Origin of the sequence: Alteromonas halophila, assembly GCF_014651815.1 — a bacterium.
Taxonomy (GTDB): Bacteria; Pseudomonadota; Gammaproteobacteria; order Enterobacterales; family Alteromonadaceae; genus Alteromonas; species Alteromonas halophila.
The window spans coordinates 23,416-50,302 of record NZ_BMXP01000006.1 but is presented as its reverse complement, the minus strand read 5'-3'; the positions used below and the strand labels follow the sequence as shown (position 1 = coordinate 50,302).

At 50.1% G+C, this 26,887-nt stretch carries 24 protein-coding genes; 7 read left to right on the top strand and 17 right to left on the bottom strand.

What is annotated here, in order from left to right; translation table 11 throughout:
* Nucleotides 1-55 precede the first annotated feature (55 nt).
* On the top strand, nucleotides 56-2,428 hold the full coding sequence (gene ppsA / locus IE054_RS12195; RefSeq protein WP_189406742.1) for a phosphoenolpyruvate synthase: 2,373 nt from the start codon (nucleotides 56-58) through the stop codon (nucleotides 2,426-2,428).
* Nucleotides 2,429-2,477: 49 nt separating this feature from the next.
* Here the strand turns inward: ppsA and IE054_RS12190 are convergent, their stop codons facing one another.
* Nucleotides 2,478-2,696, bottom strand: coding sequence for a PGPGW domain-containing protein (locus IE054_RS12190; protein ID WP_189406741.1), 219 nt, complete (start codon nucleotides 2,694-2,696; stop codon nucleotides 2,478-2,480).
* A 174-nt stretch (nucleotides 2,697-2,870) separates the two neighbouring features.
* Here IE054_RS12190 and ydiJ point away from each other — a divergent pair, with 174 nt between their 5' ends.
* Nucleotides 2,871-5,951: a D-2-hydroxyglutarate dehydrogenase YdiJ gene (ydiJ, locus tag IE054_RS12185; protein ID WP_189406740.1), complete on the top strand. Its 3,081-nt coding sequence runs from the start codon at nucleotides 2,871-2,873 to the stop codon at nucleotides 5,949-5,951.
* Nucleotides 5,952-5,972: 21 nt separating this feature from the next.
* Complete coding sequence (locus IE054_RS12180; protein WP_189406739.1) at nucleotides 5,973-6,401, top strand: DUF4826 family protein; 429 nt, start codon at nucleotides 5,973-5,975, stop codon at nucleotides 6,399-6,401.
* A gap of 24 nt (nucleotides 6,402-6,425) precedes the next feature.
* On the opposite strand, the gene IE054_RS12175 is transcribed toward IE054_RS12180, so the two are convergent.
* From IE054_RS12175 to IE054_RS12145, 7 genes are all read right to left on the bottom strand, one after another.
* A complete protein-coding gene (locus IE054_RS12175; protein ID WP_189406738.1) occupies nucleotides 6,426-6,884 on the bottom strand; it encodes a GNAT family N-acetyltransferase in 459 nt (152 codons plus the stop codon).
* Nucleotides 6,885-6,920: 36 nt separating this feature from the next.
* Nucleotides 6,921-8,039 carry a JmjC domain-containing protein gene (locus tag IE054_RS12170; RefSeq protein ID WP_189406736.1) on the bottom strand — a complete coding sequence of 373 codons (1,119 nt, stop codon included), beginning with the start codon at nucleotides 8,037-8,039 and terminating at the stop codon, nucleotides 6,921-6,923.
* A gap of 26 nt (nucleotides 8,040-8,065) precedes the next feature.
* Entirely contained in the window at nucleotides 8,066-9,262 is a 1,197-nt protein-coding gene (locus tag IE054_RS12165) for an adenylate/guanylate cyclase domain-containing protein (protein ID WP_189406735.1), read from the bottom strand.
* 62 nt (nucleotides 9,263-9,324) lie between these two features.
* Nucleotides 9,325-10,692 carry an adenylosuccinate lyase gene (gene purB / locus IE054_RS12160; RefSeq protein ID WP_189406734.1) on the bottom strand — a complete coding sequence of 456 codons (1,368 nt, stop codon included), beginning with the start codon at nucleotides 10,690-10,692 and terminating at the stop codon, nucleotides 9,325-9,327.
* A gap of 14 nt (nucleotides 10,693-10,706) precedes the next feature.
* Nucleotides 10,707-11,333 (bottom strand): high frequency lysogenization protein HflD, encoded by a 627-nt coding sequence (gene hflD, locus IE054_RS12155; RefSeq protein WP_189406733.1) that lies wholly within the window; start codon nucleotides 11,331-11,333, stop codon nucleotides 10,707-10,709.
* Nucleotides 11,333-12,442 (bottom strand): tRNA 2-thiouridine(34) synthase MnmA, encoded by a 1,110-nt coding sequence (mnmA, locus tag IE054_RS12150; protein ID WP_268245067.1) that lies wholly within the window; start codon nucleotides 12,440-12,442, stop codon nucleotides 11,333-11,335. Before mnmA ends, hflD begins: the two co-directional genes overlap by 1 nt.
* 213 nt (nucleotides 12,443-12,655) lie before the next feature.
* A complete protein-coding gene (locus IE054_RS12145; RefSeq protein WP_189406732.1) occupies nucleotides 12,656-13,204 on the bottom strand; it encodes a pseudouridine synthase in 549 nt (182 codons plus the stop codon).
* 380 nt (nucleotides 13,205-13,584) lie between these two features.
* On the opposite strand from IE054_RS12145, the gene IE054_RS12140 reads away from it, so the two are divergent.
* Nucleotides 13,585-15,810, top strand: a complete 2,226-nt coding sequence (locus IE054_RS12140; protein ID WP_189406731.1) for an NADP-dependent isocitrate dehydrogenase — start codon at nucleotides 13,585-13,587, stop codon at nucleotides 15,808-15,810.
* Nucleotides 15,811-16,033: 223 nt separating this feature from the next.
* Here IE054_RS12140 and cspD read toward each other — a convergent pair whose 3' ends face one another.
* Nucleotides 16,034-16,252, bottom strand: coding sequence for a cold shock domain-containing protein CspD (gene cspD / locus IE054_RS12135; RefSeq protein WP_189406730.1), 219 nt, complete (start codon nucleotides 16,250-16,252; stop codon nucleotides 16,034-16,036).
* 199 nt (nucleotides 16,253-16,451) lie between these two features.
* Between cspD and clpS the strand changes: the two genes are divergently transcribed.
* Nucleotides 16,452-16,772: an ATP-dependent Clp protease adapter ClpS gene (gene clpS / locus IE054_RS12130; protein WP_189406729.1), complete on the top strand. Its 321-nt coding sequence runs from the start codon at nucleotides 16,452-16,454 to the stop codon at nucleotides 16,770-16,772.
* Nucleotides 16,773-16,794: 22 nt separating this feature from the next.
* Nucleotides 16,795-19,071: an ATP-dependent Clp protease ATP-binding subunit ClpA gene (gene clpA / locus IE054_RS12125; RefSeq protein WP_189406728.1), complete on the top strand. Its 2,277-nt coding sequence runs from the start codon at nucleotides 16,795-16,797 to the stop codon at nucleotides 19,069-19,071.
* 82 nt (nucleotides 19,072-19,153) lie between these two features.
* Here clpA and infA read toward each other — a convergent pair whose 3' ends face one another.
* From infA to trxB, 4 genes are read right to left on the bottom strand one after another with little or no spacing between them, the layout of a single operon-like run.
* Entirely contained in the window at nucleotides 19,154-19,372 is a 219-nt protein-coding gene (infA, locus tag IE054_RS12120; protein ID WP_189406727.1) for a translation initiation factor IF-1, read from the bottom strand.
* 45 nt (nucleotides 19,373-19,417) lie between these two features.
* On the bottom strand, nucleotides 19,418-20,161 hold the full coding sequence (locus IE054_RS12115) for an arginyltransferase (RefSeq protein ID WP_229805121.1): 744 nt from the start codon (nucleotides 20,159-20,161) through the stop codon (nucleotides 19,418-19,420).
* The gene (gene aat, locus IE054_RS12110; RefSeq protein ID WP_189407016.1) at nucleotides 20,158-20,907 is read right to left on the bottom strand and encodes a leucyl/phenylalanyl-tRNA--protein transferase; all 750 of its coding nucleotides are present in this window, start codon (nucleotides 20,905-20,907) and stop codon (nucleotides 20,158-20,160) included. The genes IE054_RS12115 and aat overlap by 4 nt, the downstream gene beginning before the upstream one ends.
* Before the next feature lie 43 nt (nucleotides 20,908-20,950).
* Entirely contained in the window at nucleotides 20,951-21,910 is a 960-nt protein-coding gene (trxB, locus tag IE054_RS12105; RefSeq protein WP_189406726.1) for a thioredoxin-disulfide reductase, read from the bottom strand.
* A 265-nt stretch (nucleotides 21,911-22,175) separates the two neighbouring features.
* On the opposite strand from trxB, the gene yfbV reads away from it, so the two are divergent.
* Nucleotides 22,176-22,625, top strand: coding sequence for a terminus macrodomain insulation protein YfbV (gene yfbV / locus IE054_RS12100; RefSeq protein ID WP_189406725.1), 450 nt, complete (start codon nucleotides 22,176-22,178; stop codon nucleotides 22,623-22,625).
* Nucleotides 22,626-22,696: 71 nt separating this feature from the next.
* On the opposite strand, the gene IE054_RS12095 is transcribed toward yfbV, so the two are convergent.
* From IE054_RS12095 to IE054_RS12080, 4 genes are all read right to left on the bottom strand, one after another.
* On the bottom strand, nucleotides 22,697-23,791 hold the full coding sequence (locus IE054_RS12095) for a DUF2855 family protein (protein WP_189406724.1): 1,095 nt from the start codon (nucleotides 23,789-23,791) through the stop codon (nucleotides 22,697-22,699).
* Nucleotides 23,792-23,948: 157 nt separating this feature from the next.
* Nucleotides 23,949-25,781 carry a M2 family metallopeptidase gene (locus IE054_RS12090; protein WP_189406723.1) on the bottom strand — a complete coding sequence of 611 codons (1,833 nt, stop codon included), beginning with the start codon at nucleotides 25,779-25,781 and terminating at the stop codon, nucleotides 23,949-23,951.
* Nucleotides 25,782-25,932: 151 nt separating this feature from the next.
* On the bottom strand, nucleotides 25,933-26,403 hold the full coding sequence (locus IE054_RS12085) for a YchJ family protein (protein WP_189406722.1): 471 nt from the start codon (nucleotides 26,401-26,403) through the stop codon (nucleotides 25,933-25,935).
* A 43-nt stretch (nucleotides 26,404-26,446) separates the two neighbouring features.
* Nucleotides 26,447-26,803: a deoxyguanosinetriphosphate triphosphohydrolase gene (locus IE054_RS12080; protein ID WP_189406721.1), complete on the bottom strand. Its 357-nt coding sequence runs from the start codon at nucleotides 26,801-26,803 to the stop codon at nucleotides 26,447-26,449.
* Between the last annotated feature and the right edge of the window lie 84 nt (nucleotides 26,804-26,887).

Below are 26,887 nucleotides of genomic sequence, written 5' to 3'. Positions count from 1 at the left end.
ACCATACGCGCAAGCGCCTTACTGAACAACCTTAAAAAAGCTGGAGGCTAAGGCAGTGCAAGAATACGTACTTTGGTATCAGGATCTGGGCATGCACGATGTAGGTCGTGTTGGCGGAAAGAATGCGTCGTTAGGCGAAATGATTTCAAACCTTGCCAATGCAGGGGTACAGGTCCCGGGCGGTTTTGCTACCACAGCAGAGGCATTTAATGAATTTTTGGAACAAAGTGGTCTGGACGCGAAAATTCATGAAACGCTTGATGCGCTGGATGTGGATGACGTTAGTGCACTCACTGAAGCCGGTAAGAAGATCCGTCAATGGATAGTAGATACACCGTTTCAGGGTAAACTGGAAGAAGAAATCGAACAGGCATTTGTCACACTTCAGGGGGATGCCGGAGATGAAGCCTCGTTCGCCGTGCGCAGCTCTGCCACCGCAGAAGATATGCCGGATGCATCGTTTGCCGGTCAGCAGGAAACCTTCCTGAATGTGAAAGGTTACGAGAATGTGCTGGTTGCGATTAAGCATGTGTTTGCCTCGCTCTTTAATGACCGGGCAATCTCTTACCGTGTCCATCAGGGCTATGATCATAAAGGCGTAGCCTTGTCTGCCGGCATTCAGCGCATGGTTCGCAGTGACATTGCCTCATCAGGCGTTATGTTTACGATCGATACTGAATCTGGCTTTGAAGACGTAGTGTTTATTACCAGTTCCTTCGGTCTGGGTGAAATGGTTGTGCAGGGCGCAGTGAATCCAGACGAATTCTACGTGCACAAGCCAACACTGGATAAAAATCTGCCTGCCATTGTGCGTCGCAACCTGGGCAGCAAAATGACCAAGATGGTTTACTCAGACGATCAGTCGCACGGTAAGCAGGTTGAGATTATTGACGTTGAACGCAGCGACGGTATGCAGTTCTCACTGAATGACAAAGAAGTGATGGAACTGGCGAAACAGGCACAGATCATCGAAAAGCACTATCAGCGGCCAATGGATATTGAGTGGGCCAAAGACGGCATCGACGGCAAACTGTACATTGTTCAGGCCCGCCCTGAGACGGTACGCAGCCGTGAAGACTCACAAAGCATTGAACGATTCCACCTGAAAGGTCAGGGCAAAACTGTGTGTGAAGGCCGCGCTATCGGGCACAAAATTGGTGCTGGTACTGCAAAAGTTCTGGGCTCAATAGATGAAATGGATAAAATCCAGGCCGGCGATGTGCTGGTGACAGACATGACCGATCCCGACTGGGAGCCGATTATGAAAAAAGCCTCGGCCATTGTCACTAACCGTGGCGGGCGTACCTGTCATGCCGCTATCATTGCCCGCGAGCTGGGTATTCCGGCTGTGGTTGGCTGCGGTGATGCGACACAGTCGATACAAAATGGCGACAAAATCACCGTGTCCTGTGCCGAAGGCGATACCGGCTATATCTATGGTGCAGAGCTGGAATTTGATGTAGTAACCTCACGCATCGACGCAATGCCAGATCTGCCACTTAATGTGATGATGAACGTGGGTAACCCTGATCGCGCGTTTGACTTCGCACGTCTGCCAAATAAAGGTGTTGGTCTGGCGCGTCTTGAATTTATTATTAACCGTATGATTGGCGTTCACCCTAAGGCGCTGATTAACTTCGACAGCCAGCCTGAGGAGCTGAAAGAAGAAATCAGCGATATGATTGCCGGTTATGACTCACCCACCGAATTTTACATTGAAAAGCTGGTTGAGGGGATCGCGACAATCGGTGCCGCTTTTGCGCCGGAAAAAGTCATCGTTCGAATGTCAGACTTCAAATCCAACGAGTATTTTAACTTAGTGGGTGGTCATCAGTATGAGCCTGATGAAGAAAATCCGATGCTGGGCTTCAGAGGCGCGAGCCGCTATGTGTCTGAAGACTTCCGTGATTGTTTTGCGCTTGAGTGTGAAGCTATTAAGCGGGTACGCAATAAAATGGGCCTTACCAACGTGGAAATTATGATCCCATTTGTGCGCACGGTAGAGGAAGGAAAACAGGTCATTGAATTGCTGGAAGAGCAGGGGCTGAAGCGCGGTGAGAATGGCCTGCGTGTCATTATGATGTGCGAACTGCCGTCCAACGCACTGCTGGCCGATCAGTTCCTGGACATCTTTGATGGCTTCTCGATTGGCTCGAATGACTTAACACAGCTTACGCTGGGGCTGGATCGTGACTCTGGGCTTATTGCGCACCTTTTCGAAGAGCGTAACGAGGCGGTAAAAGCCTTGTTGTCGATGGCTATTCAGGCAGCTAAGAAGCGCGGCAAGTACGTCGGTATATGTGGTCAGGGCCCGTCTGATCATGAAGACTTTGCGGCTTGGCTGGTGAAAGAAGGCATTGATTCCGTATCGCTGAATCCGGACTCTGTGGTCGAAACCTGGTTGTATCTGGCGGAAAACCACGGCTAATAAGCGAACGTGCAAAACAAAACGCCGGCTTTTAAACGCCGGCGTTTTTTTATTTTCGCAGTTTTCTGAGCAGCAGGTACCGGTCAAGGCGCCGGGCACTGGTTGTCATGCCGCGCTGACAGTGAGTGAGATAGCGACGGGCCGGCGGCCAGTCAACACTTAACAGCATTAGTCCGGCCAGTAGCACCAATATTGAGCCTGGTAGCAGGGTAAGCAGTAACCCTGCCACAACCAGCACCGCGCCGCTCAGTAGTCGGATTTTACGCATCGCAGATATCCATAGCATTGTCCTGTATATACTATTGGGCGACCGCGATAAATGCGCAAGTACAAAGATGTAAGCGGATATGACGGCGACAAGCGGGTGAAATTTACGTAATCGGCTAGAGAGTCCCGCGCGCACTCGGTATACTGAGCGCGTATATGCGCAAATAAAAGTGGCATGCGCCAGACTGTCGTAGGAGGAGAGTTGTCCTTGAGTTTACCCCGTGTCTCGCCCGAACAAACGGTTGCTTCCGAGTACCGTTCATATCTTAAGCAACTGACCCGTGCTGGTTTCAGTGGCGAGATTGAATACAGTTATGCCAGTCGCCTGGCTGTCGCGACGGATAATTCGGTCTATCAAAAGCTGCCTCAGGCCGTGGTATTTCCCCGTAATATTAATGACCTGCAGTGCCTGGGTAAACTCGCCGCCACCTTCACTGATGTGCGTTTTTCGGCGCGCGGAGGCGGTACCGGTACTAACGGGCAAAGCCTGACTGACGGCATTGTGGTGGATACGTCCCGGCACATGAATAAAGTGCTTGAAATCAATGCCGAGGAAGGCTGGGCCAGGGTGCAAAGCGGTGTTGTAAAAGACGCACTGAATGATGCCCTGCGGCCCTATGGATATTTTTTCTCTCCCGATTTATCCACCAGTAACCGTGCCACATTAGGCGGCATGATTAGTACCGATGCATCGGGTCAGGGCTCGCTGGTCTACGGCAAAACCAGTGACCATATTCTTGGGCTCACCTCCGTTATGGCAAACGGTGAAGTGCTGGCTTCCCGGCCACTCGCCATGGACGAAGCAAAACGCCTGAGCAAGGGGGAGAGCACCTATGCCAGAATATTACGCCAGGTAATTGCCAGTTGTGTCGATAAGCGTGATGAAATTATCGCTAAATTTCCGCGCATGAACCGCTTTCTGACGGGCTACGATTTAGAACACGCGTATGATGATGAAAACCAGAAAATTGATGTGAGCCGCCTGATCACCGGGGCCGAGGGGTCGCTGGCGATGGTCGCAGAAGCAAAAGTATCGCTGACAAAAATACCGACGCATAAAGCCCTGGTAAATATTAAATACGACAGCTTTGAGGCGGCACTGCGTCACGCGCCCGAGATGGTGGCTGCCAACGCTACGTCGGTGGAGACAGTGGATTCAACCGTGCTGAATCTGGCAAAAACTGACATTATCTGGCATTCCATCGAAGAGCTAATTACCGACGTGCCGGACAAAACGCTGCTCGGCCTGAATATGGTGGAGTACAACAGTGAGAGTGAAGCGGAAATAAAGGCCCGCATCAGTGAGCTGGAAGCCCGGCTAAAAAAGGCTGCTGACACTGAAGGCAGCGGTGTTATCGGCTATCAGGTAACCTTCGACACCAGCGACATTGGTAAAATATATGCGATGCGTAAAAAGGCGGTAGGGCTGCTGGGCAAGACGAAAGGCAACCAGAAACCCATTGCGTTTGCTGAGGATACTGCGGTACCGCCTGAAAACCTGGCTGACTTTATTCTGGAATTCCGTGCGCTTTTGGATGGCCACGGACTCAAATATGGCATGTTTGGTCATGTCGATGCCGGGGTGTTGCACGTAAGGCCCGCGCTGGACCTGTGTGATCCGCAACAAGAGCAGCTTATGCATCAGATTTCTGATGAGGTGGTGGCGCTGGTTGCCAAATATGGCGGCCTGATGTGGGGAGAGCATGGCAAAGGGTATCGCAGTGAGTATGGCCCTGCCTTTTTTGGGGAGTCGCTGTTCACTGAGCTTAGAAAAATCAAGCAGGTGTTTGATCCGCACAACCAAATGAACCCCGGCAAAATTTGTACGCCGCTTGGCAGTGAGGCATCGCTGGTGAAAGTCAGTGATACCAAGCGGGCCACCTATGACCGCACCATTCCTGTGACGTTTAAAGAATCGTTTGCCCCCGCGATGGAGTGCAACGGTAATGGCCTGTGCTTCAATTATGAGCCAACGTCGCCAATGTGCCCGTCCAGTAAAATTACCCGTGATCGCCGTCACAGTCCAAAAGGCCGGGCGGGTCTTATTCGTGAATGGCTGCGTCTGTTAGCTGAAAGTGGTGTGGACACCCACACGCTGGACGCCAGGCAGTTTACCTCGTCCTGGTGGCAACGCTTACGCAATTCATTCTCTCGCGAACCAGACTTCTCTCATGAAGTTCTGGATGCGATGAATGGGTGTCTTGCCTGTAAATCCTGCTCCAGTCAGTGCCCGGTAAAAGTGGATGTTCCGGATTTTCGTTCCCGTTTTTTATCTATTTATCATCAGCGTTACCGTCGGCCTTTAAAAGATTACATGGTGGCAAACATAGAGAAAATGGCACCGCTGATGGCAAAAGCACCGACGCTGGTCAATCTGTTTCTTAAGCGGGGCTGGTTTCAGAAGCTGATAAACCGCACCCTGGGCTACGTCGACACCCCCGTTTTATCAGCCCCGGCGCTGACACAGAGGGTAAAAGATACGGCGCACCGGTTCGATTTGAGTGAGTTACAACAACTTAACGCAGAACGCCGTAAAAAAACCGTACTGATTGTTCAGGACCCCTTTACCAGCTTCTATGAAGCGGACGTAGTGGCAGACTTTGTGAGCCTGCTGCGTCGTCTGGGACTGACACCAGTGTTGCTGCCATTTAAACCAAATGGCAAGCCGGAGCATGTGAAAGGGTTTTTGCAGCGCTTTGATGACACGGCCTCGACCACAGCCGGCTTCTTAAATCACATTGCAGAACTGGACATTCCAATGGTGGGTGTCGATAGCTCACTGGTGCTTTGTTATCGTGATGAATATACCAAGGCGCTGGGTGAAAAGCGCGGCGATTTCAATGTGCTGACGGTGCATGAATATCTGGGCGCATTACCAGAGGAGGTGTGGCCAGCATCGCACGGTGAGTCAGACAGCTCGCCACTGGCGTTGTTGTCCCACTGTACAGAAAAAACCGCAATGCCGATGTCTGAGAAGCAATGGCAGGCAATTTTTGCTAAAGTCGGGCAGTCCGTCGACAGCGTGGCCGTAGGTTGCTGCGGTATGGCCGGTACCTATGGCCATGAGGCTGATCAGAAGGCGAAGTCGCTGGGAATTTACGAATTAAGCTGGCAGCAGGCTGTCGCGCGTTATCCTAAAGACAAGATAATGGCAACCGGCTATTCCTGTCGCAGTCAGGTTAAGCGCATCGAGCAATTTAAGCCCAGACACCCTGTGCAATTGCTTCTGCGCTGCCTTGATAACAATCAACTATAAAAAAAAGAGAAGCTAACGTTTATGTCTGAATATCAGGAAAGTGGTAAATTAACTCAACAAGAGCATGACGCCTGGGTTAGAGAGCAATTTCAGCGTGCCAACAAACACCTGGCAGAAAATGGTGTGCTGTTTGATACTGTCAATACCAATTCAAGCCGTTACCTGGCGCCTTTCGTTGCTGTCTGGAAAATTCGGGCGCAGGACAAAAAGTCTTATTGGGTAATATGTGGTGATCTGCCGGCAGATTTTACTATTGAATCTAATGCTGAAAATGCCCGTGATGCAATTCGCTATTTTTCTATGCACTGGCAGGTCAAAGCAGAAAATATCCGTCAGAGTGGTATTCAGGATAAAGTGCAACAGGATTATGCAAATTTGTTACAGTCTCGTGCAGAGGGGCTGTTTGATATCTATGAGATGGACAAACTGTGGAATCCGGCTAAAGCCTGAAGTGCGACAGTTCGGGGGCTTTCTTTAGTGCATATGAAGCACGTCAGGCAATGGAAAAGACTGGCTGTCGCATACCATTCGCTGTCGGGGGATCCCTGCCTCCATAAAGGCGGGGCCTCGCGGAGCAAAGCCAAGCTGGCGGTGGTACTTCACACTGTCTAAATCACAGATAACCTGTAATTCCGGCACATTCTGGGCTTTAGCAATGGCAATAAGTGCTGCAAACAGTTGTTGATAGACGACTTTGGTGCGGTGACGGGGAGAGACCGCAATCCGGCCAATCTGACCATCACGGGTAAGCCGGCCGGTGGCAACAGGACGCTGGTTTTCGTCACTGAGCAGCACATGAAAAGCGTGCTCATCATGCTCATCAAATTCCGTATCGCGGGGTAACTGCCATTCAATAATAAACACGCTCTCTCGCAACTCTCTGAGTCTCTCCTGTCCGAGTTGCCAGTCTATATGCTCTACGTGAAACGCCATACCTGCTCCGCAAATGAATATGTTGTTGTATTGCACTCACACTTCTTCCAGAAGCCAATACCCCTTATTAACCAGTGTAGCCAATGTTTCACAAATTGCCAGCGAGGGCGGCGTCCCCATGGTATCAACATGCAGCGTCTCTCCACGGGCGAAATGTTCCACAAACTTAACGTCCGTAGTTGTCAGCGTGTAGGCAGTACCGTCGATATAAAAGTGAAGCGGACTTTGCGTCAGGGTGTCTTTGAATAATGGCCGGCAGCCTGGCACAGGTGATAGGCTGACCCCCTGCGCCAGACGTTGTTGCAACGACTGTGCGGTATACAGTGTCTCAGATGGCCAGACCGGAAGATGCTGTTCACTTAGTTTACGCATAAGTTCATCATCAAAGGCGTCGCTGGCAATCATGTCATGCAGCATGCCTTTTAGTGCCTGGCGATCCATAGCCGAAACACAGGCCGGTTGTTTCGCCGGGCGGCGAAGTGGGTCCCGAAAAAGTTCAGCGGGTTGTTTATCAGCAATCTCGCTAAGTGCATCACAAAGTATCCGGGTATCCGGCGCCCGAAAACCCACAGAGTAGGTCAGGCTGTCGTCCACTGAAACGCCATCATGGGGCCAGCCCGGCGGAATATACAGTACATCGCCCGGATTAAGTGTTACCTCTAAATGTGTCTCAAACCCATTAATCTGGCGTAGTTTTGGGTGAGGGTAAACCGTCTGATAGTGGCCGGGGGCACCCACACGCCAGCGGCGACGGCCACGCCCCTGTATGAGAAACACATCGTATTGGTCGACGTGAGGTCCCACACCTGCCCCAGAGGTCGCAAAACTCACCATCACATCATCAATTCGCCAGTCAGGAATAAAGCGAAAATTGTGTGTCAGCGCAGCGACTTCATCGATGTATTTATCAACGCCCTGCACCAGCAAGGTCCAATGTCCGTGACACAGGTCACTGTAGTCGTCGAAAGGGCCGTCGGTGACCGTCCAGTTGCCATCCTGATGGCTGACGATACGTGCATCAATACCTTCTTCCTGGGCAAGGCCCGCGATATCATGCTCGTCGACCGGATCAGCGAAACTATCAAAGAAACTCCGAAACACACAGGGGGCCTGCTGCCAGTCGTTGTAAAGGAATGTCGCCGGTGAAAAATCCATTGTCCTGCCTTAATATCACAGCTTCCCTACCGGGTTTTATATCTCAGTGCCGCAGTCAGACACCAGGCGCTGGCTGGCCCTGTCTTGGTCGATACCACTCTTGGCCGCAGCAGGAAAAGCTTGTTGTTTATGACATGATTATACATTTGCTGGTCAATAAGGATACTGTTTAGCGTTGCAGTGTGTTCCAGTTCAGAGGCCAGGTTTACTGTCTTGCCCCAGATGTCCAGCGTCGGCCGCTGACGGCCCAGGATACCCGCAGTAACCGGGCCACAAGCAATACCAATGCGGATATGGCAGGGCAGAGTTAACTGCGCGGCAACGCGCTGAAACCCCTGTAGCAGTGCCTGCGCGAAGGTACTCATAGCCATGCATTGCTGCTCTGCGGTGCCCGGGCTGCGCTGAGAAAGCCCGGTAGCCGCCATATACTCATCACCATTTGTTTTCAGGCGTGTGACACCGGCATCATGGGCAAGGCTGTCAAACTCGTGGTAGAGGGCATCCAGAATACTGACCAGCGCATCATCATCGTAACTGGCGCTGAGCTTCTGAAAGCCTGCCAGGTCGGCAAACAGCACACAGACCTGAGGCAGACGAATACGGTCTCCTACACCACAGGCGGCAATTTCAGGGATGGGTTCTTCCGGCACAATTTTCGCCATGGCTGCACGCGTTTTTTCGTACGTAGCCCGCACTTGTCGCCAGCGCTGAATATTCATTTTGCCCAGGGTATACACAATGGCAAACGTGGTCAGCGTAAGGGTAACGCTGTTACTGAACCTTACCCAGCCGATGGCTGAATCAGGTGGGAAAATGTACATAGCCTCAATGGTTAAAAAAGCCAGTCCGAAAAGCAGCGTCCAGCCATATTGCAACGCCTGTTCGGTACGATGAAAAAGAAATCCCGAGGTCATGGCCCCAACCAGCAGAAAGTGCTGTGTGTATACGTCGTTACGCCAGATAAACACCGAACAGCATAAAAACGACAGGAAACTCAGGCACAGAATAAAGCGTGGCAGACAAAGTGCGCGGTGCTGATGTGCAAGGTAGACTGATAACCCAATGCAAAAAAGGTGAAAAAGAATATTCGCACCAGCTATAGCAGGGTGGGGCGCGGTCGTCAGGGTAACCGGTAACTGTAAGGCCAGTGCAATTAGCAGTAGTCCGGCCGTGTTACGTACTTGCGTCGTCAGGTGTTCATCGGCGTACTGGGATCGCCCCATCGTTATCTCCAAAAAAAAGAGCGGCTTATGCCGCTCTTATAGTCTAATGAGATATCGTGTTTTTATAACTGATCGACCAGCCTGATTGCATCACCAATATAGTTTGCGGGGGACAGGGCTTTAAGCTCGGCCTTAGCGGCCTCTGGCAACTCAAGCGTGTCGATAAATACCGCAATGGCGTCGGCGTTGACTTTCTTACCGCGGGTCAGTTCTTTAAGTTTCTCATAGGGCTTTTCGATGCCGTAACGACGCATAACCGTCTGGATGGGCTCAGCCAGTAATTCCCAGTTATTGTCGAGCTCCGCCTGCAGGCTGGCTTCATTGACTTCCAGCTTGCTGATCCCTTTTAGTGTGGCCTGATAGGCAATCACGGCATAACCAACACCTACGCCCAGATTGCGTAGCACGGTAGAGTCGGTCAGATCGCGTTGCCAGCGGGAGATCGGCAGTTTGCTTGCCAGATGGTCAAACATCGCGTTGGCCAGCCCCAGATTGCCTTCAGAGTTCTCAAAGTCAATCGGGTTAACTTTATGGGGCATCGTCGATGAACCAATTTCACCGGCAACCGTTTTTTGCTTAAAGTGCCCAAGAGCAATGTAACCCCAGATGTCGCGATCAAAATCAATAAGGATTGTGTTAAAGCGTGCCACTGCGTCAAACAGTTCCGCAATATAATCATGCGGCTCAATTTGCGTCGTGAACGGGTTCCAGGTCAGGCCCAGGCTGGTCACAAACTGTTCAGAGGTGGCATGCCAGTCTACCGACGGGTAGGCGGACAGGTGCGCGTTATAGTTACCTACCGCACCGTTAATTTTACCCAGCAGGGCAATGTCGGCAATCTGATCGCGCTGGCGCGTGAGGCGCATCGCCACGTTTGCCAGCTCTTTACCCATTGTGGTGGGCGAGGCTGGCTGTCCGTGTGTTCTGGCCATCATAGGAATGGTTTTGAATGCTTTTGCGCGGTCGGTGATTTCTTTTATCAGCGCATCACAGAACGGCAGTATAACGGCATCCCGGGCCTCTTTTAGCATCAGACCGTGAGACAGGTTGTTAATATCTTCTGACGTACAGGCAAAATGGATAAACTCAGTAACGGCCAGCAGTTCGCTATTCTCGGCGACTTTCTCTTTCAGGAAATATTCCACCGCTTTAACATCATGATTAGTGGTGCGCTCGATGTCTTTGATGCGGTTTGCATCGTCCACACTGAAGGTATCGACAATGGTATTAAGGAGCTTGTTGGAGGTCTCACTGAATGCCGGGACATCGGAAATGCCCTCATGCTCTGAAAGCATTTGTAACCACCGAACTTCTACCTGTACGCGGTATTTCAGCAGACCATATTCACTGAAAATACTGCGCAGCGCTTCACTTTTGCCGGCATAGCGGCCATCAATAGGGGAAATAGCGGTTAACTGGGTCAGTTCCACCTTGAGCTCCTCAACTAGTTAATCAGGTTAAGCGCTTTACGGGCGCTACTAACGATTTTCTTACGATTCAATAAAATGTGCCGGCGCTTGCCGCCCATCTGTCGCCACATCACTGCAGCGCGCACACCCGCCAGAAGCAGCGCCCGCACGCGGTGCTGATTGGTAGGCTGACTTAAATGGTCAGGATTGCCCGCCACCTGGATGCGCGGAGCAAGCGGGCTGATAATGTCGCTGTAAATGCTGGCCAAAGATGAAACAATCTGGACATTGTCAAAATCGACATGCGCCAGCTGGCGCTGAACATGTGCGATACGCGTCGACAATTCTTTCATGGCAGCTGGTTTTTTAGCCAGCTTCCGCTCAAGGCCCAGAATACTGGCGATATAGCGGGTCAGCTCGGTATCTTTACCGGTCGATTTATCCGCAAGCTGCGCATATAAAGTACGATAGCCCAGATCCAGATTACTTAACTGGCCAAACACATGTTGTGGCGAGTCAGGTTCGGTCACTAAAATACTCGACAGGCTGGCCTCAAACGCCTCAGTATCAGACTCGCCGCGTCGTGCGAGTTTTTGTACCAGAGCAGCGGCCTGGCACACGCCAGCGAGGCCTAAATAATGTTCTATGTCAGCATCAATCATTAACGGATATAACTCTCAATAATGCCCCCACCCAGACAGACTTCCTGCTGGTAGAACACCGCAGACTGGCCAGGAGTAACAGCTTTCTGTGGGCTGTCAAATTCAACACGTACTTCGTCTTCAGAAACGGGCGTAATGAGACACGGAATATCATTCTGACGATAGCGAGTTTTCACAACCGCCCGAACCGGCGCTGACAGAGGCGTGCGGTTTACCCAGTGCATCTGGTTTGCGATTAGGCCATTTGAATAAAGGCGTGGATGATCTGCACCCTGACCTACAATCAGAACATTGCGCTCAACATCTTTATCCACGACGTACCAAGGCTCATCCCCATGTTCTTTGCGCCCGCCAATATGCAGGCCTTTTCGTTGACCCAGTGTGTGATACATCAGGCCGTCGTGCTGACCAATTTCTTCGCCTTCAGCGGTTTCAATCACACCGGGCTGCGCGGGCAGGTATTGCGACAGAAAATCTTTAAACTTGCGCTCACCGATGAAGCATATACCTGTTGAGTCTTTTTTGTCGTGGGTGACAAGATCCTGTTCCAGCGCGATTTCACGAACCCGTGGTTTCTCAATGTCGCCAACCGGAAACAGCGTTTTACCTACCTGATGCTCGTCCAGTGTATACAGAAAATAACTTTGATCTTTGTTGTCATCCAGGCCCCGCAGCATCTGCCAGTGACCGTCCTGATAGCGTCGTCTGACGTAGTGGCCGGTCGCAATATAATCAGCGCCTAAGTCTTCTGCGGCAAACTCCAGAAACGCTTTAAACTTGATTTCTTTGTTGCACATGATGTCCGGGTTTGGGGTCCGGCCTGCCTTGTATTCGGCAAGGAAGTACTCAAACACATTGTCCCAGTACTCAGCAGCAAAATTGATGGTGTGAAGCTCAATGCCAAGTTTATCTGCCACAGCCTGAGCGTCCTGTAAATCCTCTGCTGCCGCGCAGTATTCGTCATTATCGTCCTCTTCCCAGTTTTTCATAAACAGGCCTTCAACCTGATAACCCTGCTCCTTAAGCAGGTAGGCTGACACGGACGAATCAACGCCGCCGGACATGCCGACGATCACTTTTTTACTGGCTGGATTACTTTCTGCAGACACCGTTGAACAATCACTCGCTGTAGGTTGAATTTAGGGTCGCGGATTTTACCAGAATAATTCACGTTATTCACGACCCAATCGCTTATGAGTTAGAACCGGTTTGACGGTTGCCAGTGATTCGCTTTACGCGTTTTGTGTGGGGCGTGTCCGGTGGCAGTGTGTCCGATGCGACGAGCCGGATCACGCTTCAATAAGTGGGTGTCCTGATGTGCGTTACATATCAAAAGACAGATACTTGCCGTTCTCTATGCCATCAATAGTCCAGTTGCCAACCCGGTAGCGAATCAGGCGCAGGGTAGGGTGGCCAACATGCGCTGTCATTCTTCTTACCTGTCGGTTTCGTCCTTCGCTGATGGTGACAGACAGCCAGGTTGTCGGGATAGCCTTGCGATAGCGTACGGGCGGGGTGCGTGGCCATACGTCGGGCGCGTCCATTACCTTTACTTTGGCCGGTTTGGTCAGACCATCCTTAAGTTCAACGCCCTCACACAGCGCATTGATTGCATGTTCATCCGGTTCGCCTTCGACCTGCACCCAATAGGTTTTACTTGTTTTTGCCTCGGGATGCGCAAGTTTATGCTGAAGCTTGCCATTATTGGTCAGAACCAGCAGACCTTCAGAGTCGCGGTCAAGACGCCCTGCAGCGTACACATCGGGAATGTCGATATAGTCTTTCAGGGTGGCGCGACCCTCTGCATCAGTAAACTGCGTTAACACCTGAAAAGGCTTATTAAATAAAATTACGCGCGTCGTCTGACCCATTCCACATCTCCGCATAAAAAGTACGGACACGATTCCGTACATAAAAACACCAATTACGCCCAGATTGGTTGATCTGTCGACGTACGCCAATGGTATGACTTGTAACTACTTTATTCGACCCTATACTAATGGACGCAGTGAACATTCGCTGATGTTCTTGCGCATTTTAGGGCCTGACAGGCTGGCGCAGTGTAGCAAATGCTGCGCAAAACAAAACGGCGTTAGAATAAACCTTCGGCAAAATACGCTGAACGAGTCAGCAACGACGTACGTCAGGCGCAGGAGGAAGCTCGCTGCGCCTGCAGGCATGCCTGATTATTGCCGGCACGTCAACAAGGACTAATTCCGGTACACAGAGACCGACAACATTGAGGTATATAATGACCAAAGCCAAGTCGAAAATCATTTACACGAAAACCGATGAAGCGCCGATGCTGGCGACCTATTCGCTACTTCCTATCGTTGAGAAATTTGCTGCGGCAGCAGACATCGAGGTGGAGTTGAGTGATATCTCTCTGGCTGCACGTGTTCTTGCTAACTTTCCAGACTATCTGGAAGATGAGCAACGTGTACCGGATGCACTGGCGCAGCTCGGTGAACTCACTCAGGATCCAAACGCGAACATCATTAAACTGCCTAATATCAGTGCTTCGATCCCTCAGCTTCGTGCCACCATTAAAGAACTGAATGCGCAGGGCTTCAATGTGCCTGCTTTCCCGGAAGCACCGAAGTCAGATGAAGAAAAAGACATTCGTGAACGGTATGGTAAGGTCCTGGGTAGTGCCGTTAACCCGGTGTTGCGCGAAGGCAACTCTGACCGCCGTGCGCCAACTGCTGTTAAAAACTTCGCGAAAAAATACCCGCATTCTATGGGCGAGTGGAGCCAGGCATCACGCTCTCATGTTGCGCACATGCGTGGTGGTGATTTTTATTCTGGTGAGCAATCCCTGACCGTAGAAAAAGCGGGCCATGTAAGCATTGAGTTCACCGATAAGCAGGGCAATAAGAAAACCCTGAAGCCACGTGTTGATCTGCTGGCGGGCGAAGTTATCGACGGCATGTTCATGAGTAAAAAGGCGCTGTGTGACTTTTTTGAAGAGCAAATCGAAGATGCCAAAAACACCGGTGTGCTTTTCTCTCTGCACGTAAAAGCGACCATGATGAAAGTGTCGCATCCCATTGTTTTCGGCCACTGTGTCAAGGTCTTTTATAAAGAGCTGTTTGATAAGTGGGGCGACTTGTTTGATGAGATTGGGGTTAACCCGAATAACGGCCTTGGCAGTGTTTACGACAAGATTGCTTCGCTGCCTGAGTCGCAACGCTCTGAAATCCAGAAAGACATTAATGCTGTCTACGCGGACCGTCCGCCCATCGCGATGGTTAACAGCGACAAAGGTATTTCAAACCTGCACGTGCCCAGTGACGTCATTGTTGATGCGTCAATGCCGGCCATGATCCGTAACTCGGGTCAGATGTGGGGACCAGATGGAAAGCCTCACGACACCAAAGCGGTGATCCCGGAAAGTACCTACGCCACCATTTACCAGGAAGTGATTAACTTCTGCAAGACGCACGGCGCGTTTGACCCAACGACTATGGGAACGGTGCCTAATGTCGGCCTGATGGCGCAAAAAGCGGAAGAATACGGCTCGCATGACAAGACGTTCGAGATGGAAGCGGACGGCACGGTGCAGGTTGTCGATCAGGACGGCAATGTTCTGACCGAGCATAAGGTTGAGGAAGGCGACATCTGGCGTATGTGTCAGGTCAAAAACGATCCTATTCAGGATTGGGTAAAACTGGCCGTAACACGCGCGCGTCAGTCAGGCATGCCTGCTATTTTCTGGCTGGATGATGAGCGCCCGCATGATGCACAGCTCATTGAAAAGGTAAACAAATACCTGCCACAGCACGACACAGAGGGGCTGGATATTCAGATCATGTCACCGGTGCGTGCGATGCGTTACAGCATGGAGCGTGCGATTCGTGGGCTGGATACCATTTCGGTTACCGGCAACGTACTGCGCGACTATCTGACCGACCTGTTCCCAATTCTTGAACTGGGAACCAGTGCGAAAATGCTGTCAATTGTACCGCTGATGTCCGGTGGTGGCTTGTACGAAACCGGTGCAGGTGGTTCCGCGCCTAAGCACGTACAACAGTTCGTTGAAGAAGGGCATCTGCGCTGGGATTCATTAGGAGAGTTCCTGGCGATTGCGGTATCTCTGGAAGACGTCGCGATTAAGCATGACAACCCTAAATCGCGGATCATTGGTCAGGCTCTGGATCAGGCCACTGAAAAGCTGCTTAATGAAGGTAAATCACCGAAGCGTAAAGCCGGAGAGCTGGATAACCGCGGCAGCCATGTTTATCTTGGTATGTACTGGGCCGAAATTGTGGCAAACCAGACAGAAGATAAAGAACTGGCCGAGCAGTTTAAGCCTATGTATACCCAGCTGTCTGAAAACATTGATGCGATTCTGGCTGAAATTGATGCAACACAGGGTAAAGAGCAGGATATTGGCGGTTATTATTACCCCGATACCAAGAAAGTTGCGCAGGCAATGTCACCCAGTGAAACACTGCACAAAATTCTGGGCAGCTAATGGCATTAATGAACATTGACTAATAAAAACCGGGTGCCAGGCACCCGGTTTTTTTATCTGTCACGAGTAAGGATTTAACACGATGAGCGGGAGGGGCGGCGAATCTGTGAAACGTCAGGCGAGAAGAGTTGCCTGAGTGGGATCAGTTTTCAGGCAATAAAAAAGGCCGTGATTGCACAAGTGCAACAAAGGCCTCTTTGCTAAAACGTGTACGTTTCTTGTTTTAACGCTCGGGTTCGTCAACGATACCAATATTTTCAGCGTGCAGACCTTTTGGGCCTTGCTGAACATCAAAGGTGACTTCCTGTCCTGCTTTCAAAGAGCGATATCCTTCCATTTGAATCGTTGAGTAGTGTGCAAAAATATCTTCACCACCTTCCTCGGGAACAATAAATCCGAACCCCTTTGCGTTGTTAAACCACTTAACTTTACCAACCGCCATACTTCGACTTCCTCTTGATCCTTGAACTAACACCCCTATGACCCCACAATAAGCCATAAGGGTTCTTGGAGCGTAGTAATCTACACCTCCACTTTAAAAATGTAGATTTTTTAACCATATTATGTCAAGGCTTAATTGTAGAATTAATTAAATGGTAAAAAATCCAACGAGTCAGGTTTGAAACCACTATTCTTATATTATGAGTAAAGACAACGCGATAAGCATAGAGCGGGAAAAACAGAAAGAGGCGGAACGCAAGAAGACACAGCAACCGCCGATGTATAAAGTGTTGTTAAACAACGATGACTACACCCCGATGGACTTTGTCGTCGACGTACTCATGCGGTTTTTCAATATGGATACTGAAAAAGCCAATCAGCTTATGCTGACGGTGCATTATCAGGGCAAGGCCGTATGTGGCATATTTACCGCAGAAATTGCCGAAACCAAAGTGATGCAGGTTAATCAGTATGCACGTAAGCATCAACATCCGCTTATGTGTACGATGGAACAGGCGTAAAGCTAGTTAGAGGGCGATCAATATGTTGAACAAAGAGTTAGAGCAAACATTAAATCAGGCGTTTGTGTTTGCCAGAGAGCACCGCCACGAATTTATGACAGTTGAGCACTTGTTACTTGCTTTGCTGGATAATTCGGCTGCTCAGGAGGCCCTCAAGGCGTGTGGTGCAAATATTGATGCAATCAAAGATGAACTGATTGATTTTGTAAAAGACACCACGCCGCTTATTCTTGATGAGCAGTTAAATGAACGGGAAACACAGCCAACGCTTGGGTTCCAGCGTGTGTTACAACGTGCCGTGTTTCATGTCCAGTCATCCGGAAAAGATGAAGTGACCGGGGCCAATGTACTGGTTGCGATATTTTCTGAGCAGGAATCGCAGGCGGTGTATATCCTTAAAAAGGCGGATGTGACCCGTCTGGATGTGGTCAACTTCATTAGTCACGGGGTAAGTAAGGCCGATGACGATGAGGGAGCGGCAAGTGAAGCAGGTGAAGAGTCAGCTGAAGGCGACGATAGCAGCTCTGCATTAGGCAAATACGCCACCGATTTGAACCGTCAGGCCAAAGAAGGAAAGGTCGATCCGCTGATTGGCCGTGATGCAGAGCTTGAACGAACCATTCAGGTATTGTGCCGTCGTCGCAAAAACAACCCATTGCTGGTTGGTGAAGCCGGGGTAGGTAAAACCGCGATTGCTGAAGGTCTGGCTTATCGTATCGTGAACGGCAGTGTGCCTGATGTGATTGCCGATGCCAGTGTTTATTCACTGGACCTTGGCGGGCTGCTGGCCGGTACCAAGTACCGTGGTGATTTTGAAAAACGGCTGAAAAGTATTCTGAAAGAGCTGGGTGATGATCCCAACGCCATTTTATTTATCGATGAAATCCATACCATTATCGGCGCGGGTGCTGCCTCAGGTGGTGTTATGGATGCATCAAATCTGCTGAAACCCAAACTATCAAGTGGTGAGTTGCGTTGTATCGGTTCAACCACGTATCAGGAATATCAGGGCATTTTTGAAAAAGATAGGGCCCTGGCGCGTCGCTTCCAGAAAATTGATGTGTCTGAGCCGAGTGTGACCGACACGACCAAGATCCTGCAGGGGCTGAAATCGCGCTATGAAGAACACCACAGTGTGCGTTTTACGCAAAAAGCCCTGCAAGCCGCCGCAGAGCTCTCTGCACGCTACATTAACGAGCGTCATCTGCCTGATAAGGCCATTGATGTGATGGATGAGGCCGGTGCCAGTCAGCGCTTGTTACCTCAGTCAAGACGTAAGAAGACCATCAATGTGGGCGATATCGAACAGATTATTGCTAAAATGGCGCGCATCCCTGAGAAGTCAGTGTCAGCGTCAGACAAAGAAGTGCTTAAAAATCTGGATCGCAACCTTAAAATGGTGGTGTTTGGCCAGGATGATGCCATCGAGAACCTCACCGATGCGATTCATCTTTCACGCTCTGGGCTTGGTGCCGAAGAAAAACCTATTGGCAGCTTCCTGTTTGCCGGCCCCACGGGGGTAGGAAAGACCGAGGTTACCCAGCAACTGGCAAAAATTATGGGCGTGGAACTGACCCGCTTTGATATGTCAGAGTACATGGAACGCCATGCGGTAAGCCGCTTGATTGGCGCACCTCCAGGCTATGTGGGCTTTGACCAGGGCGGATTGCTGACCGATGCGGTCATCAAACATCCGTATTCAGTGGTGCTGCTTGATGAAATCGAAAAAGCGCACAGTGATATTTACAATATCCTGTTGCAGGTGATGGATCATGGCACGCTCACTGATAACAACGGGCGTAAAGTCGACTTCCGTAACGTGGTGCTGGTTATGACCACGAATGCGGGTGTGCAGGAAACCATTCGCAAATCGATTGGGTTTAAGCAGCAGGATCACAGTCACGACGCACTGGCAGAAATCAACAAAGTGTTTTCACCGGAGTTTCGTAACCGTCTGGATTCCATTATCTGGTTTAATCATCTGGGTATGGATGTCATTCTGCAGGTCGTGGATAAGTTCCTTATTGAACTGCAGGCGCAACTGGATGTTAAAGGTGTGAGCCTTGATGTTTCAGACGACGCGCGGCAGTACCTGGCTGAGAAAGGCTACGACAAAGCGATGGGCGCGCGTCCCATGGCCCGCCTGATTAAAAACGAAATCAAGAAAGAGCTGGCAAACGCCTTGCTGTTTGGCGATTTAGAAAAGGGCGGAAACGTCTCTGTAACGCTGAAAGACAATGCACTGGTATTCGACTACAGCAATGCAGACGAACGCAGTGAAGAGGCAGAGTCAAACTAAGGCGTCTGGCACTAGCTACAAAAAAGCCCGGTGAATAATCACACCGGGCTTTTTTTTGTGCGTGTTACCGCTTACTGGCGCATTATCTGGCGCGGTATACGATACGACCTTTGGTCAAATCGTATGGCGTCATTTCTACAGTGACTTTGTCACCGGTCAGGATTCGGATATAGTTTTTACGCATTTTTCCGGAAATATGCGCAGTCACCACGTGACCGTTTTCCAGTTCAACGCGGAACATAGTATTAGGCAGGGTGTCGAGCACCACGCCTTCCATTTCAATGCAATCTTCTTTCGCCATGTAAAGCAGTTACCTCAGTAATTCAAAATTTTTGTCGCGCGAACATTAACCAATATCGGGCGGCGTGTAAAGATTGACAGCGCTTTTTTTATCAAATCGCTGCCATTTGTTGTTAATAAAGCTCTCAAAAGGCTGAAACTTCTGTTTATAGGCCATCTTCTGGCACCCGTCGACCTGATAACCCAGATACAGATAGTCGCGCTTCAGTTCCCGGGCAGTTTCAACCTGAGAGAGGATCATCCAGGTGCCAATGGAGTGAGCTTCGTAGTCCGGGTCGAAAAACGTATACAGTGCCGACAGGGCATGCTGCTCTTCGCCAATATCAATACTGTCGGTCACAGCCACGGCAATAAGCTTATCATCATGCCAGGCTTCCAGAAAAAGCGGTGGTTTCCACTGACAATGAATAAAATTGTCGAACTGGCTTCGGCTTGGCGGATACATCGCGCCATCTTTGTGCCGTGCGTTGATGTAGCGTTCGTACAAGGGGTAGTAGCTGTCTCTGATCTGAGTGTTGAGTAACCGTGAGAAATGCTTATTGCGGTTGTGTAAGCGTTTCTGACTGCGGGAATAGCGAAATTCCCTGACGGGTACCCGAACAGACTGGCACGCCTGACAGCTTGGGCAGTGTGGGCGATAAACCTGTTCGCCGCTGCGCCTGAATCCCAACTGAATGAGTTGTCCGTATCGCCAGGGTAAGTGTTCGGTTTGCCCCGCGAATACGAGTAACTGCTCCTGCTCATCAGGCAGGTAACTGCAGGAAAATGACTGTGTTATGCCAAACTTCACGGCGTGATATCTCCTCGCCTCCAGCTCGTCCTGTAGCCTGAGAGAATGTTGCCTTTAGGATCTAAAGTGTGGTTGTGCTGAGCTAATTTTGCAATAAAAGTCGAACGGGAAAGCGTCGTTGCGCCCAGTGATGACAGGTGAGGGGTCGGCATCTGACAATCAATAAACGCCAGGTTGTGCGTTTGCATGTGCCTGACCAGCGCATACATCGCCAGTTTTGATGCATTGTCAGCGCAATGAAACATTGACTCGCCACAAAAGACCTGTCCGATTGCTACCCCATAGAGGCCGCCAACGAGCGTGCTTTCATCCCACACTTCGACAGAATGCGCGAAACCTGCGTCATGCAGGTCATTGTAGGCACGCTTCATCTCTTTTGTAATCCAGGTATCCTGATATCCACCTTCCTCACCAGGGAGCTGTCTCGGGACGGACGCACAGGCAGCAATGACGTCGGCAAACGCATGATCCATGGTCACCCTATATTGCTTTTGACGTACAAGTTTGCGCAGTGAACGCGACGCATGAAAGTTGTCCAGTTCAATAATTGCCCGAGGGCAGGGGGACCACCACAAAATCGGCTCGAGCTCGCTGTACCAGGGAAAAATACCCTGTGAATAGGCAGATAAAAGCCTGCCGACACTGAGATCGCCACCGTATGCCAGTAAGCCATTTGGCTCTGCCAGTGCAGTCGTTACAGCCGGAAAGGGGGAATGTTGCCCAAGAAAGGGAAGCGCAATGGCCATAGGTCGTGGTGATAAGCGGGGCAGGTGCCCCGCCATTCGGACGTTAATCGTCGTTCAGACCGTCAAGATACTTTTCTGCATCCAGGGCCGCCATACAACCGGTGCCGGCCGAGGTGATCGCCTGACGATAAACATGGTCAGAAACATCACCTGCGGCAAACACGCCAGGCACGCTGGTTTGCGTGGCATTGCCCTGTAACCCACTGTTTACCGTGATGTACCCGTCTTTCATGTCGAGCTCACCGTCAAAGATGTCGGTATTGGGTTTATGGCCGATGGCAATAAACAGACCCATGATATCCAGCTCTTCGGTTGCGTCGCTCTGGGTATCCTTAATACGAATTTTGGTCACACCCATCTCATCGCCAAGGACTTCGTCGAGGGTACGGTTCAGATGCAGTACGACGTTGCCATTTTCTGCTTTGTCACGCAGCCGTTTCTCAAGAATTTTTTCACTACGGAATTCTTCACGACGATGGATAACATGGACTTCAGACGCAATATTGGACAGGTACAGCGCCTCTTCAACGGCAGTATTACCGCCGCCGACAACCGCCACTTTTTGATTGCGGTAGAAAAAGCCATCACAGGTAGCGCACGCCGATACGCCCTTACCCATAAAGGCCTCTTCAGACTCCAGACCAAGGTACTTGGCAGATGCTCCGGTTGCAATAATCAGCGCATCACACGTATACGTTCCGCTGTCGCCATACAGCGTGTAAGGGCGTTTGCTCAGATCAGTTTTATTAATATGATCAAAAATTATCTCAGTATCGAATTTTTCTGCATGCTTTTGCATGCGAACCATAAGATCCGGCCCTGTCAGGCCTTCAGGATCACCGGGCCAGTTTTCAACATCGGTGGTCGTGGTTAGCTGGCCACCCTGTTGAATGCCGGTTAGCAGTACAGGTTCAAGGTTAGCCCGCGCCGCATAAACCGCGGCGGAATATCCCGCTGGACCAGATCCTAGAATAAGAAGACGAACATGTCTGCTTTCTGCCATTTTACTCTCCGCTCGTAGTGGTCCGCTATGGACCAGACTTGATGAATTTAAGATGCAATCTAGTTGGGGCTTTTAGAAGCTAATTTCAACTATGTAGCCCGGATAACTTTGTGGATGCCAATTAATATGATGCCTTTATCTCAGATGAATGTCACTTGTGTCGATAACTAAGCTATAATGCGAACAAAGACGTATAAGACATTACAGGACTACACATCCAGAAGAGCGGTGCGTTTCAACCTAAGATGTAACTGGAGCAGAGGCAATGGCCCAACCCTTTATGACATTGTTAAAGGATGGTCAGGATTATTTAAAAACCTGGCCCATGAAAAAAGAGCTGTATGCGCTGTTCCCAGAGTGCAGAGTCATTGCGGGTACCCGTTTCGCAATGAAGGTTATGCCACCTGTCTCTATCCTGGCCTGCGCGGTATTATTTAATACGCAAGGACAATCCTACCTGCCTCAAATCATTGCAATCGGTTTGTTTTTTATGAGCATACCTGTTCAGGGCCTGCTATGGCTTGGTCACCGGGCAAATCAGCAGTTACCGCCTTCTTTGCGCCAGTGGTATCAGGACATCCATGCGAAAATGCGGCTGCAGGGCTGTAAAGTTACCGCGGCCAGATCCCGACCGCGTTATATGGAGCTGGCAACGCTACTGAAGAATGCCTTTGACGACATGGACAGCGCATTCACGCAGTCCTGGTTTCGCTAAGCCGAAAGGCTTAAACATATCCTCTCTCTTACTACGAAACTGCACAGATAGCGTTTGTATGCGGCATTAATTTACCTTTGCCATTGCATTATAAGTATATCGTCTGGTGCAGATGAGCCGTTGAGTAGCGCAAGATAGGTCTTCTGCGCTGCCGTGTCCGCACTGAGACGAGTAACATGGTACTGGTCAAGTACGTTCTCAGAAAATGTTTTCCACGCGTCTGCGTAGCGCTGCATAAATTGCTTTGTGCCCCAATGGCTCTGAAGCTTCGAGACATGCTCAGGCGCAAAAAACAGACTGGCATCGACACCGTCGGGACGTCCACCGGAGCGCGCATCCCAGTCTGTTGCGCCTATCATCCACAATGTCCTGAATTTTTCAGCACAGTGGGCCTGTAGCCTGAATAAAACATCACTGTTGCCAGCAAAATCCAGAACAATAATCGGCGCGTTTCCTTCATAGGCGGTTATATCATCGTAGGTAACTACGCTGTCGTAAAAGCCAAGGGACTCTGTAAATGAACGATTTGCGGCAGACGTGATACCAACAATACGGTAGCCGGATTGTCTTTGACGTCTGTTGTGAGCGAGTAAACACGCTGTGCCTGAGGCTGTTTTGGAGGAGGCGCTGGTGATCACAATGTCATGGTCTGAGAAAACGGATACCGACTCATCCAGCACAAAAGAGGTCATAAACAGCGGACGGAAAGCCATTTGCCAGGCTTCATTGTCCGGATCATAGGCTGGATCGGCTGAACACCGGGTGTACCTGTCGTAGACCGGATGAATACTCTTTCTTTCAGGGTGGGTGTCTACAAAGCTGTAGTTGTCTACGTTATCTGGTCGCACAACAAGGTGAGAGGCAAATGGCAGATAGCCGTAAAGCCGCTCTCCAACCTCGAGCTGAGGATGTTCAGAGGCGATAATATCGGCGAAGCCCCATACAGGCATTATTCCCTCGTTTTTGCCACCAGGGAAGAAGCCCCAGTACCCCATCTTCCCTAGCACAGCGTAGGTAATATTATTCGCCGATAAGCCGAAGTCACTGATCCTCAGCAATACCTCTCCTTCACCTAGTGTATCGCTGCTAATCTCATTATGCTCCAGCCGGGTTTTATCCAGATGCTGTTTATCAATAAGTAGTTGAGTTTGGGTATATCGCGGCATAGTTGAGCTCCGGAAACGTTGACGTCAGAGTGTCAGCATAATGGATCACTCAGTATTCGCGAATACTGTTTGCTAATGTGTGTTAATAGGGAAAGGTAATAAAAAACGCGGGACCAGGCCCGCGTTTATTTATGTTGTGGAAATCATTGCAGACTTGTTACCAGCCGCACTGACGTCCCTGGTTTTGTTTATCTAACCAGTCTTTAAGTGGCTGAAAGTAGTCCTGAATCGTGCTGGCATCCATTTGGGGGCTGCCGGTCAGCGTTTCCAGTGCATCCTGCCAGGGCTTACTCATTCCCATTTCCAGCATGTCATTCAGTGCTTTACCGGCTTTTTCGCTGCCATATATCGAGCAACGGTTTAATGGGCCTTCGTCACCGGCAATGTCGCATAACGACTTGTGGAACTGAAACTGGAGAATATGTGCCAGGAAATACCGTGTATATGGCACGTTTGCAGGCACGTGGTATTTTGCACCCGGATCAAACGCGTCAGCCGGGCGCTCGACAGGGGCCATCACGCCCTGATATTTGTTGCGGAGTTCCCACCACACTTTGTTGTAGTTCTCTGGCGTGACTTCACCTGCTAACACTTTCCATCGCCACTGGTCTACCATCAGCCCAAACGGGATAAAGGCAATCTTATCCAGTGCGACCTGCATCAGCATGCCTATATCGTTTGACGCATCCGGAATGGTATCAATTAAGCCAATTTCTTTAAGGTATTTGGGTGTAATTGATAATGCGATTGTATCGCCGATGGCTTCGTGGAAACCGTCATTCGCTGAGCCGCGATAGAGCAGCGGTTGCTGGTTATAGGCGCGCTGGTAATAGTTATGGCCCAGTTCGTGGTGAATGACATTAAACTCTTCGCCAGTCTTTTGAATGCACATTTTGATGCGCAAATCGTCTTTATCGTCCAGGTTCCAGGCTGAAGCGTGGCACTGTACATCACGACCGTCTGGCTTCTGAAACATAGAGCGCTCCCAGAATGTCTCTGGCAGTTCTTCAAAACCGAGGGAGGAGAAGAAAGACTCAGCCTGTTTAACCATTTTCACTTCGTCATAATTCTGCGCTTTGAGTGCTGCCGTGACATCAGGTACGGTCATTTCCTGTTCTGGCTTTACCAGATCGTAGATATTGCCCCAGGTTTGCGCCCACATGTTTCCGAGCAGGTGAGCCGGAATTGCTTTATCCTGCGGAACAACATCTGTTCCGTAGTGCTCTCCCAACTTTGCCCGCACATGGCAGTGCAATGCTTCATAGAAGGGTTCTACCTGTCCCCATAGTCTGTCCAGCTCTTTCGGAAACTCGTCTGCAGGCATATCATACTGACCGCGCCATAACGCAGAGACGTTCTCAAATCCCAGCTCCTTCGCGCCCTCATTGGCTAGCGTAACTTGCTCGGCGTACAGATCCTTCATGGGAACCGATACTTCCCGCCAGCCTTTCCAGTACTCAAGCAGCAACGCCTCATCGCGTGACGTCGCCATTTCGCTGCTCATCTCAACCAGGCTGAGACAGTCATCTTCGGTTCTGCAGTACGACCCTGAGCCATACATACCATCAAGTTCCGAGCCTATTTTCGCCAGTCTCTCAGATTTTTTAGGATCAGCAGGAGGGGGCATTGTCAGGCTGTTTTTAAGCAACTCAAGCTGACGTCGTGTATCCTTATCCACCTTAACATCATTAAACCTGGCGGCTTCCTTGGCGTATCCGGCTACTTTTGTAGACAGTTGCTCTCCCATATAAGCACTGACCGCCTGAGTGTCGTAGTTAATAAATGTGGCATAACTCCACTGTGCATGCGCCGCCGGTACCTGCATTTTATAAATATCGTTTTGGGCTATTTCCAGAAATGCTTTGGCATCAGCAGCGGTCAGTTGTGTCGAAGTAGTATCATGTGACTGAGTAGAGACTGCCTCATCGATACAACCTGATACACTTAAGCCAACTATTGCGGCAATCAGTGTTTTAGATAATGTGTGCATGTTGTTTCCTTTGAACCTGTCGTCGTTATATTTTTGCAGCGTAATCATTTGACTGTTCTGCTGTAGGACAGCTTTAAGATATAGGAAGGGGACAGGCCGGGCAAATGGTTATGTGAATCGATCCGGCTGATTGTAACAATAAGAACGGAGTTTAACGGTTGGTGCGTTTCAGGCAGCACTGCTTAAATTTCTTACCGCTATTGCAAGGGCAAGGCTCATTTCTACCGAGCTTCACAACTCCGGTATCAACATGAATTGCGCCGTCCAGGTACCGCCACTGGTCTTCCTCGATGATAAATTGTGACGTCTCGTGCAATTGCGCGGGTTTACCATTTGCGAAGTAATAGGCTTTAAACGTAACTTCTGATTGTATGGCGGAACGCGTATCAACCTGCAGCGCAAACCATTGGGTACCGCTCGCGCTTTCTTCCAGTTGCTGTTCGGTTAGCTCAGCTTTTTTCTCATGGGCGTAGGTCGCCAGAATATAAGCGTAGTCTTTAATGCAATAGGCACTGAATCTGGAACGCATCAGCGCCTCTGGCGATTGCGCGTGCCTGATGCCCTCTATCAATGGTTTACAACAGCTGTTGAATGTAAGCTCAGAACAACAATAGCATCGCATAACATACCTCTTTCACTTCAGAGCAGCTGTGACATCGTGTTGCTTACCATGGACCGGCAAGCACATTATTCGTTGGTGTACACCCGTCATTATTCACATTTACTAACGCGACTGCATGCTGCGAACACAACTGTCTGATCATTTCACTTTCGGACGGCGCCAGCGACAGGTTTTCGACATAAATCGTTTTACACTGACCAGCGGTGATAAGTTTTTTTATCCACACTGGCACCGTTTCTCTGTCTGGTTTCTGCATACGGATACCGTAAGCCATGTCTTTTTTAAAAGCCAATGAATCAGATAACAGATAAGACCAGCCCTTATCACGTCCCTCATTGTCACTGGGAAACCCTTCGAAAGGCAATGGAAGCTGAACAATATTGTTGTTAATGATATGCATGGTTATTCCTGTTTATTAATACAGTGTATATATATACAGTAGTTTGTGTCAGGGGATTACGCAAGGTTTTTTTGCGGTAAATGT

Bases quoted from the DNA above. Each gene is read 5' to 3' on its own strand.
- IE054_RS12190 (WP_189406741.1), bottom strand. From the start codon at position 2,696: ATGCGTAAAATCCGACTACTGAGCGGCGCGGTGCTGGTTGTGGCAGGG.
- ydiJ (WP_189406740.1), top strand. From the start codon at position 2,871: ATGCGCCAGACTGTCGTAGGAGGAGAGTTGTCCTTGAGTTTACCCCGT.
- IE054_RS12180 (WP_189406739.1), top strand. From the start codon at position 5,973: ATGTCTGAATATCAGGAAAGTGGTAAATTAACTCAACAAGAGCATGAC.
- IE054_RS12175 (WP_189406738.1), bottom strand. From the start codon at position 6,884: ATGGCGTTTCACGTAGAGCATATAGACTGGCAACTCGGACAGGAGAGA.
- IE054_RS12170 (WP_189406736.1), bottom strand. From the start codon at position 8,039: ATGGATTTTTCACCGGCGACATTCCTTTACAACGACTGGCAGCAGGCC.
- IE054_RS12165 (WP_189406735.1), bottom strand. From the start codon at position 9,262: ATGGGGCGATCCCAGTACGCCGATGAACACCTGACGACGCAAGTACGT.
- hflD (WP_189406733.1), bottom strand. From the start codon at position 11,333: ATGATTGATGCTGACATAGAACATTATTTAGGCCTCGCTGGCGTGTGC.
- IE054_RS12145 (WP_189406732.1), bottom strand. From the start codon at position 13,204: ATGGGTCAGACGACGCGCGTAATTTTATTTAATAAGCCTTTTCAGGTG.
- IE054_RS12140 (WP_189406731.1), top strand. From the start codon at position 13,585: ATGACCAAAGCCAAGTCGAAAATCATTTACACGAAAACCGATGAAGCG.
- cspD (WP_189406730.1), bottom strand. From the start codon at position 16,252: ATGGCGGTTGGTAAAGTTAAGTGGTTTAACAACGCAAAGGGGTTCGGA.
- clpS (WP_189406729.1), top strand. From the start codon at position 16,452: ATGAGTAAAGACAACGCGATAAGCATAGAGCGGGAAAAACAGAAAGAG.
- clpA (WP_189406728.1), top strand. From the start codon at position 16,795: ATGTTGAACAAAGAGTTAGAGCAAACATTAAATCAGGCGTTTGTGTTT.
- infA (WP_189406727.1), bottom strand. From the start codon at position 19,372: ATGGCGAAAGAAGATTGCATTGAAATGGAAGGCGTGGTGCTCGACACC.
- aat (WP_189407016.1), bottom strand. From the start codon at position 20,907: ATGGCCATTGCGCTTCCCTTTCTTGGGCAACATTCCCCCTTTCCGGCT.
- trxB (WP_189406726.1), bottom strand. From the start codon at position 21,910: ATGGCAGAAAGCAGACATGTTCGTCTTCTTATTCTAGGATCTGGTCCA.
- yfbV (WP_189406725.1), top strand. From the start codon at position 22,176: ATGGCCCAACCCTTTATGACATTGTTAAAGGATGGTCAGGATTATTTA.
- IE054_RS12095 (WP_189406724.1), bottom strand. From the start codon at position 23,791: ATGCCGCGATATACCCAAACTCAACTACTTATTGATAAACAGCATCTG.
- IE054_RS12090 (WP_189406723.1), bottom strand. From the start codon at position 25,781: ATGCACACATTATCTAAAACACTGATTGCCGCAATAGTTGGCTTAAGT.
- IE054_RS12085 (WP_189406722.1), bottom strand. From the start codon at position 26,403: ATGCGATGCTATTGTTGTTCTGAGCTTACATTCAACAGCTGTTGTAAA.
- IE054_RS12080 (WP_189406721.1), bottom strand. From the start codon at position 26,803: ATGCATATCATTAACAACAATATTGTTCAGCTTCCATTGCCTTTCGAA.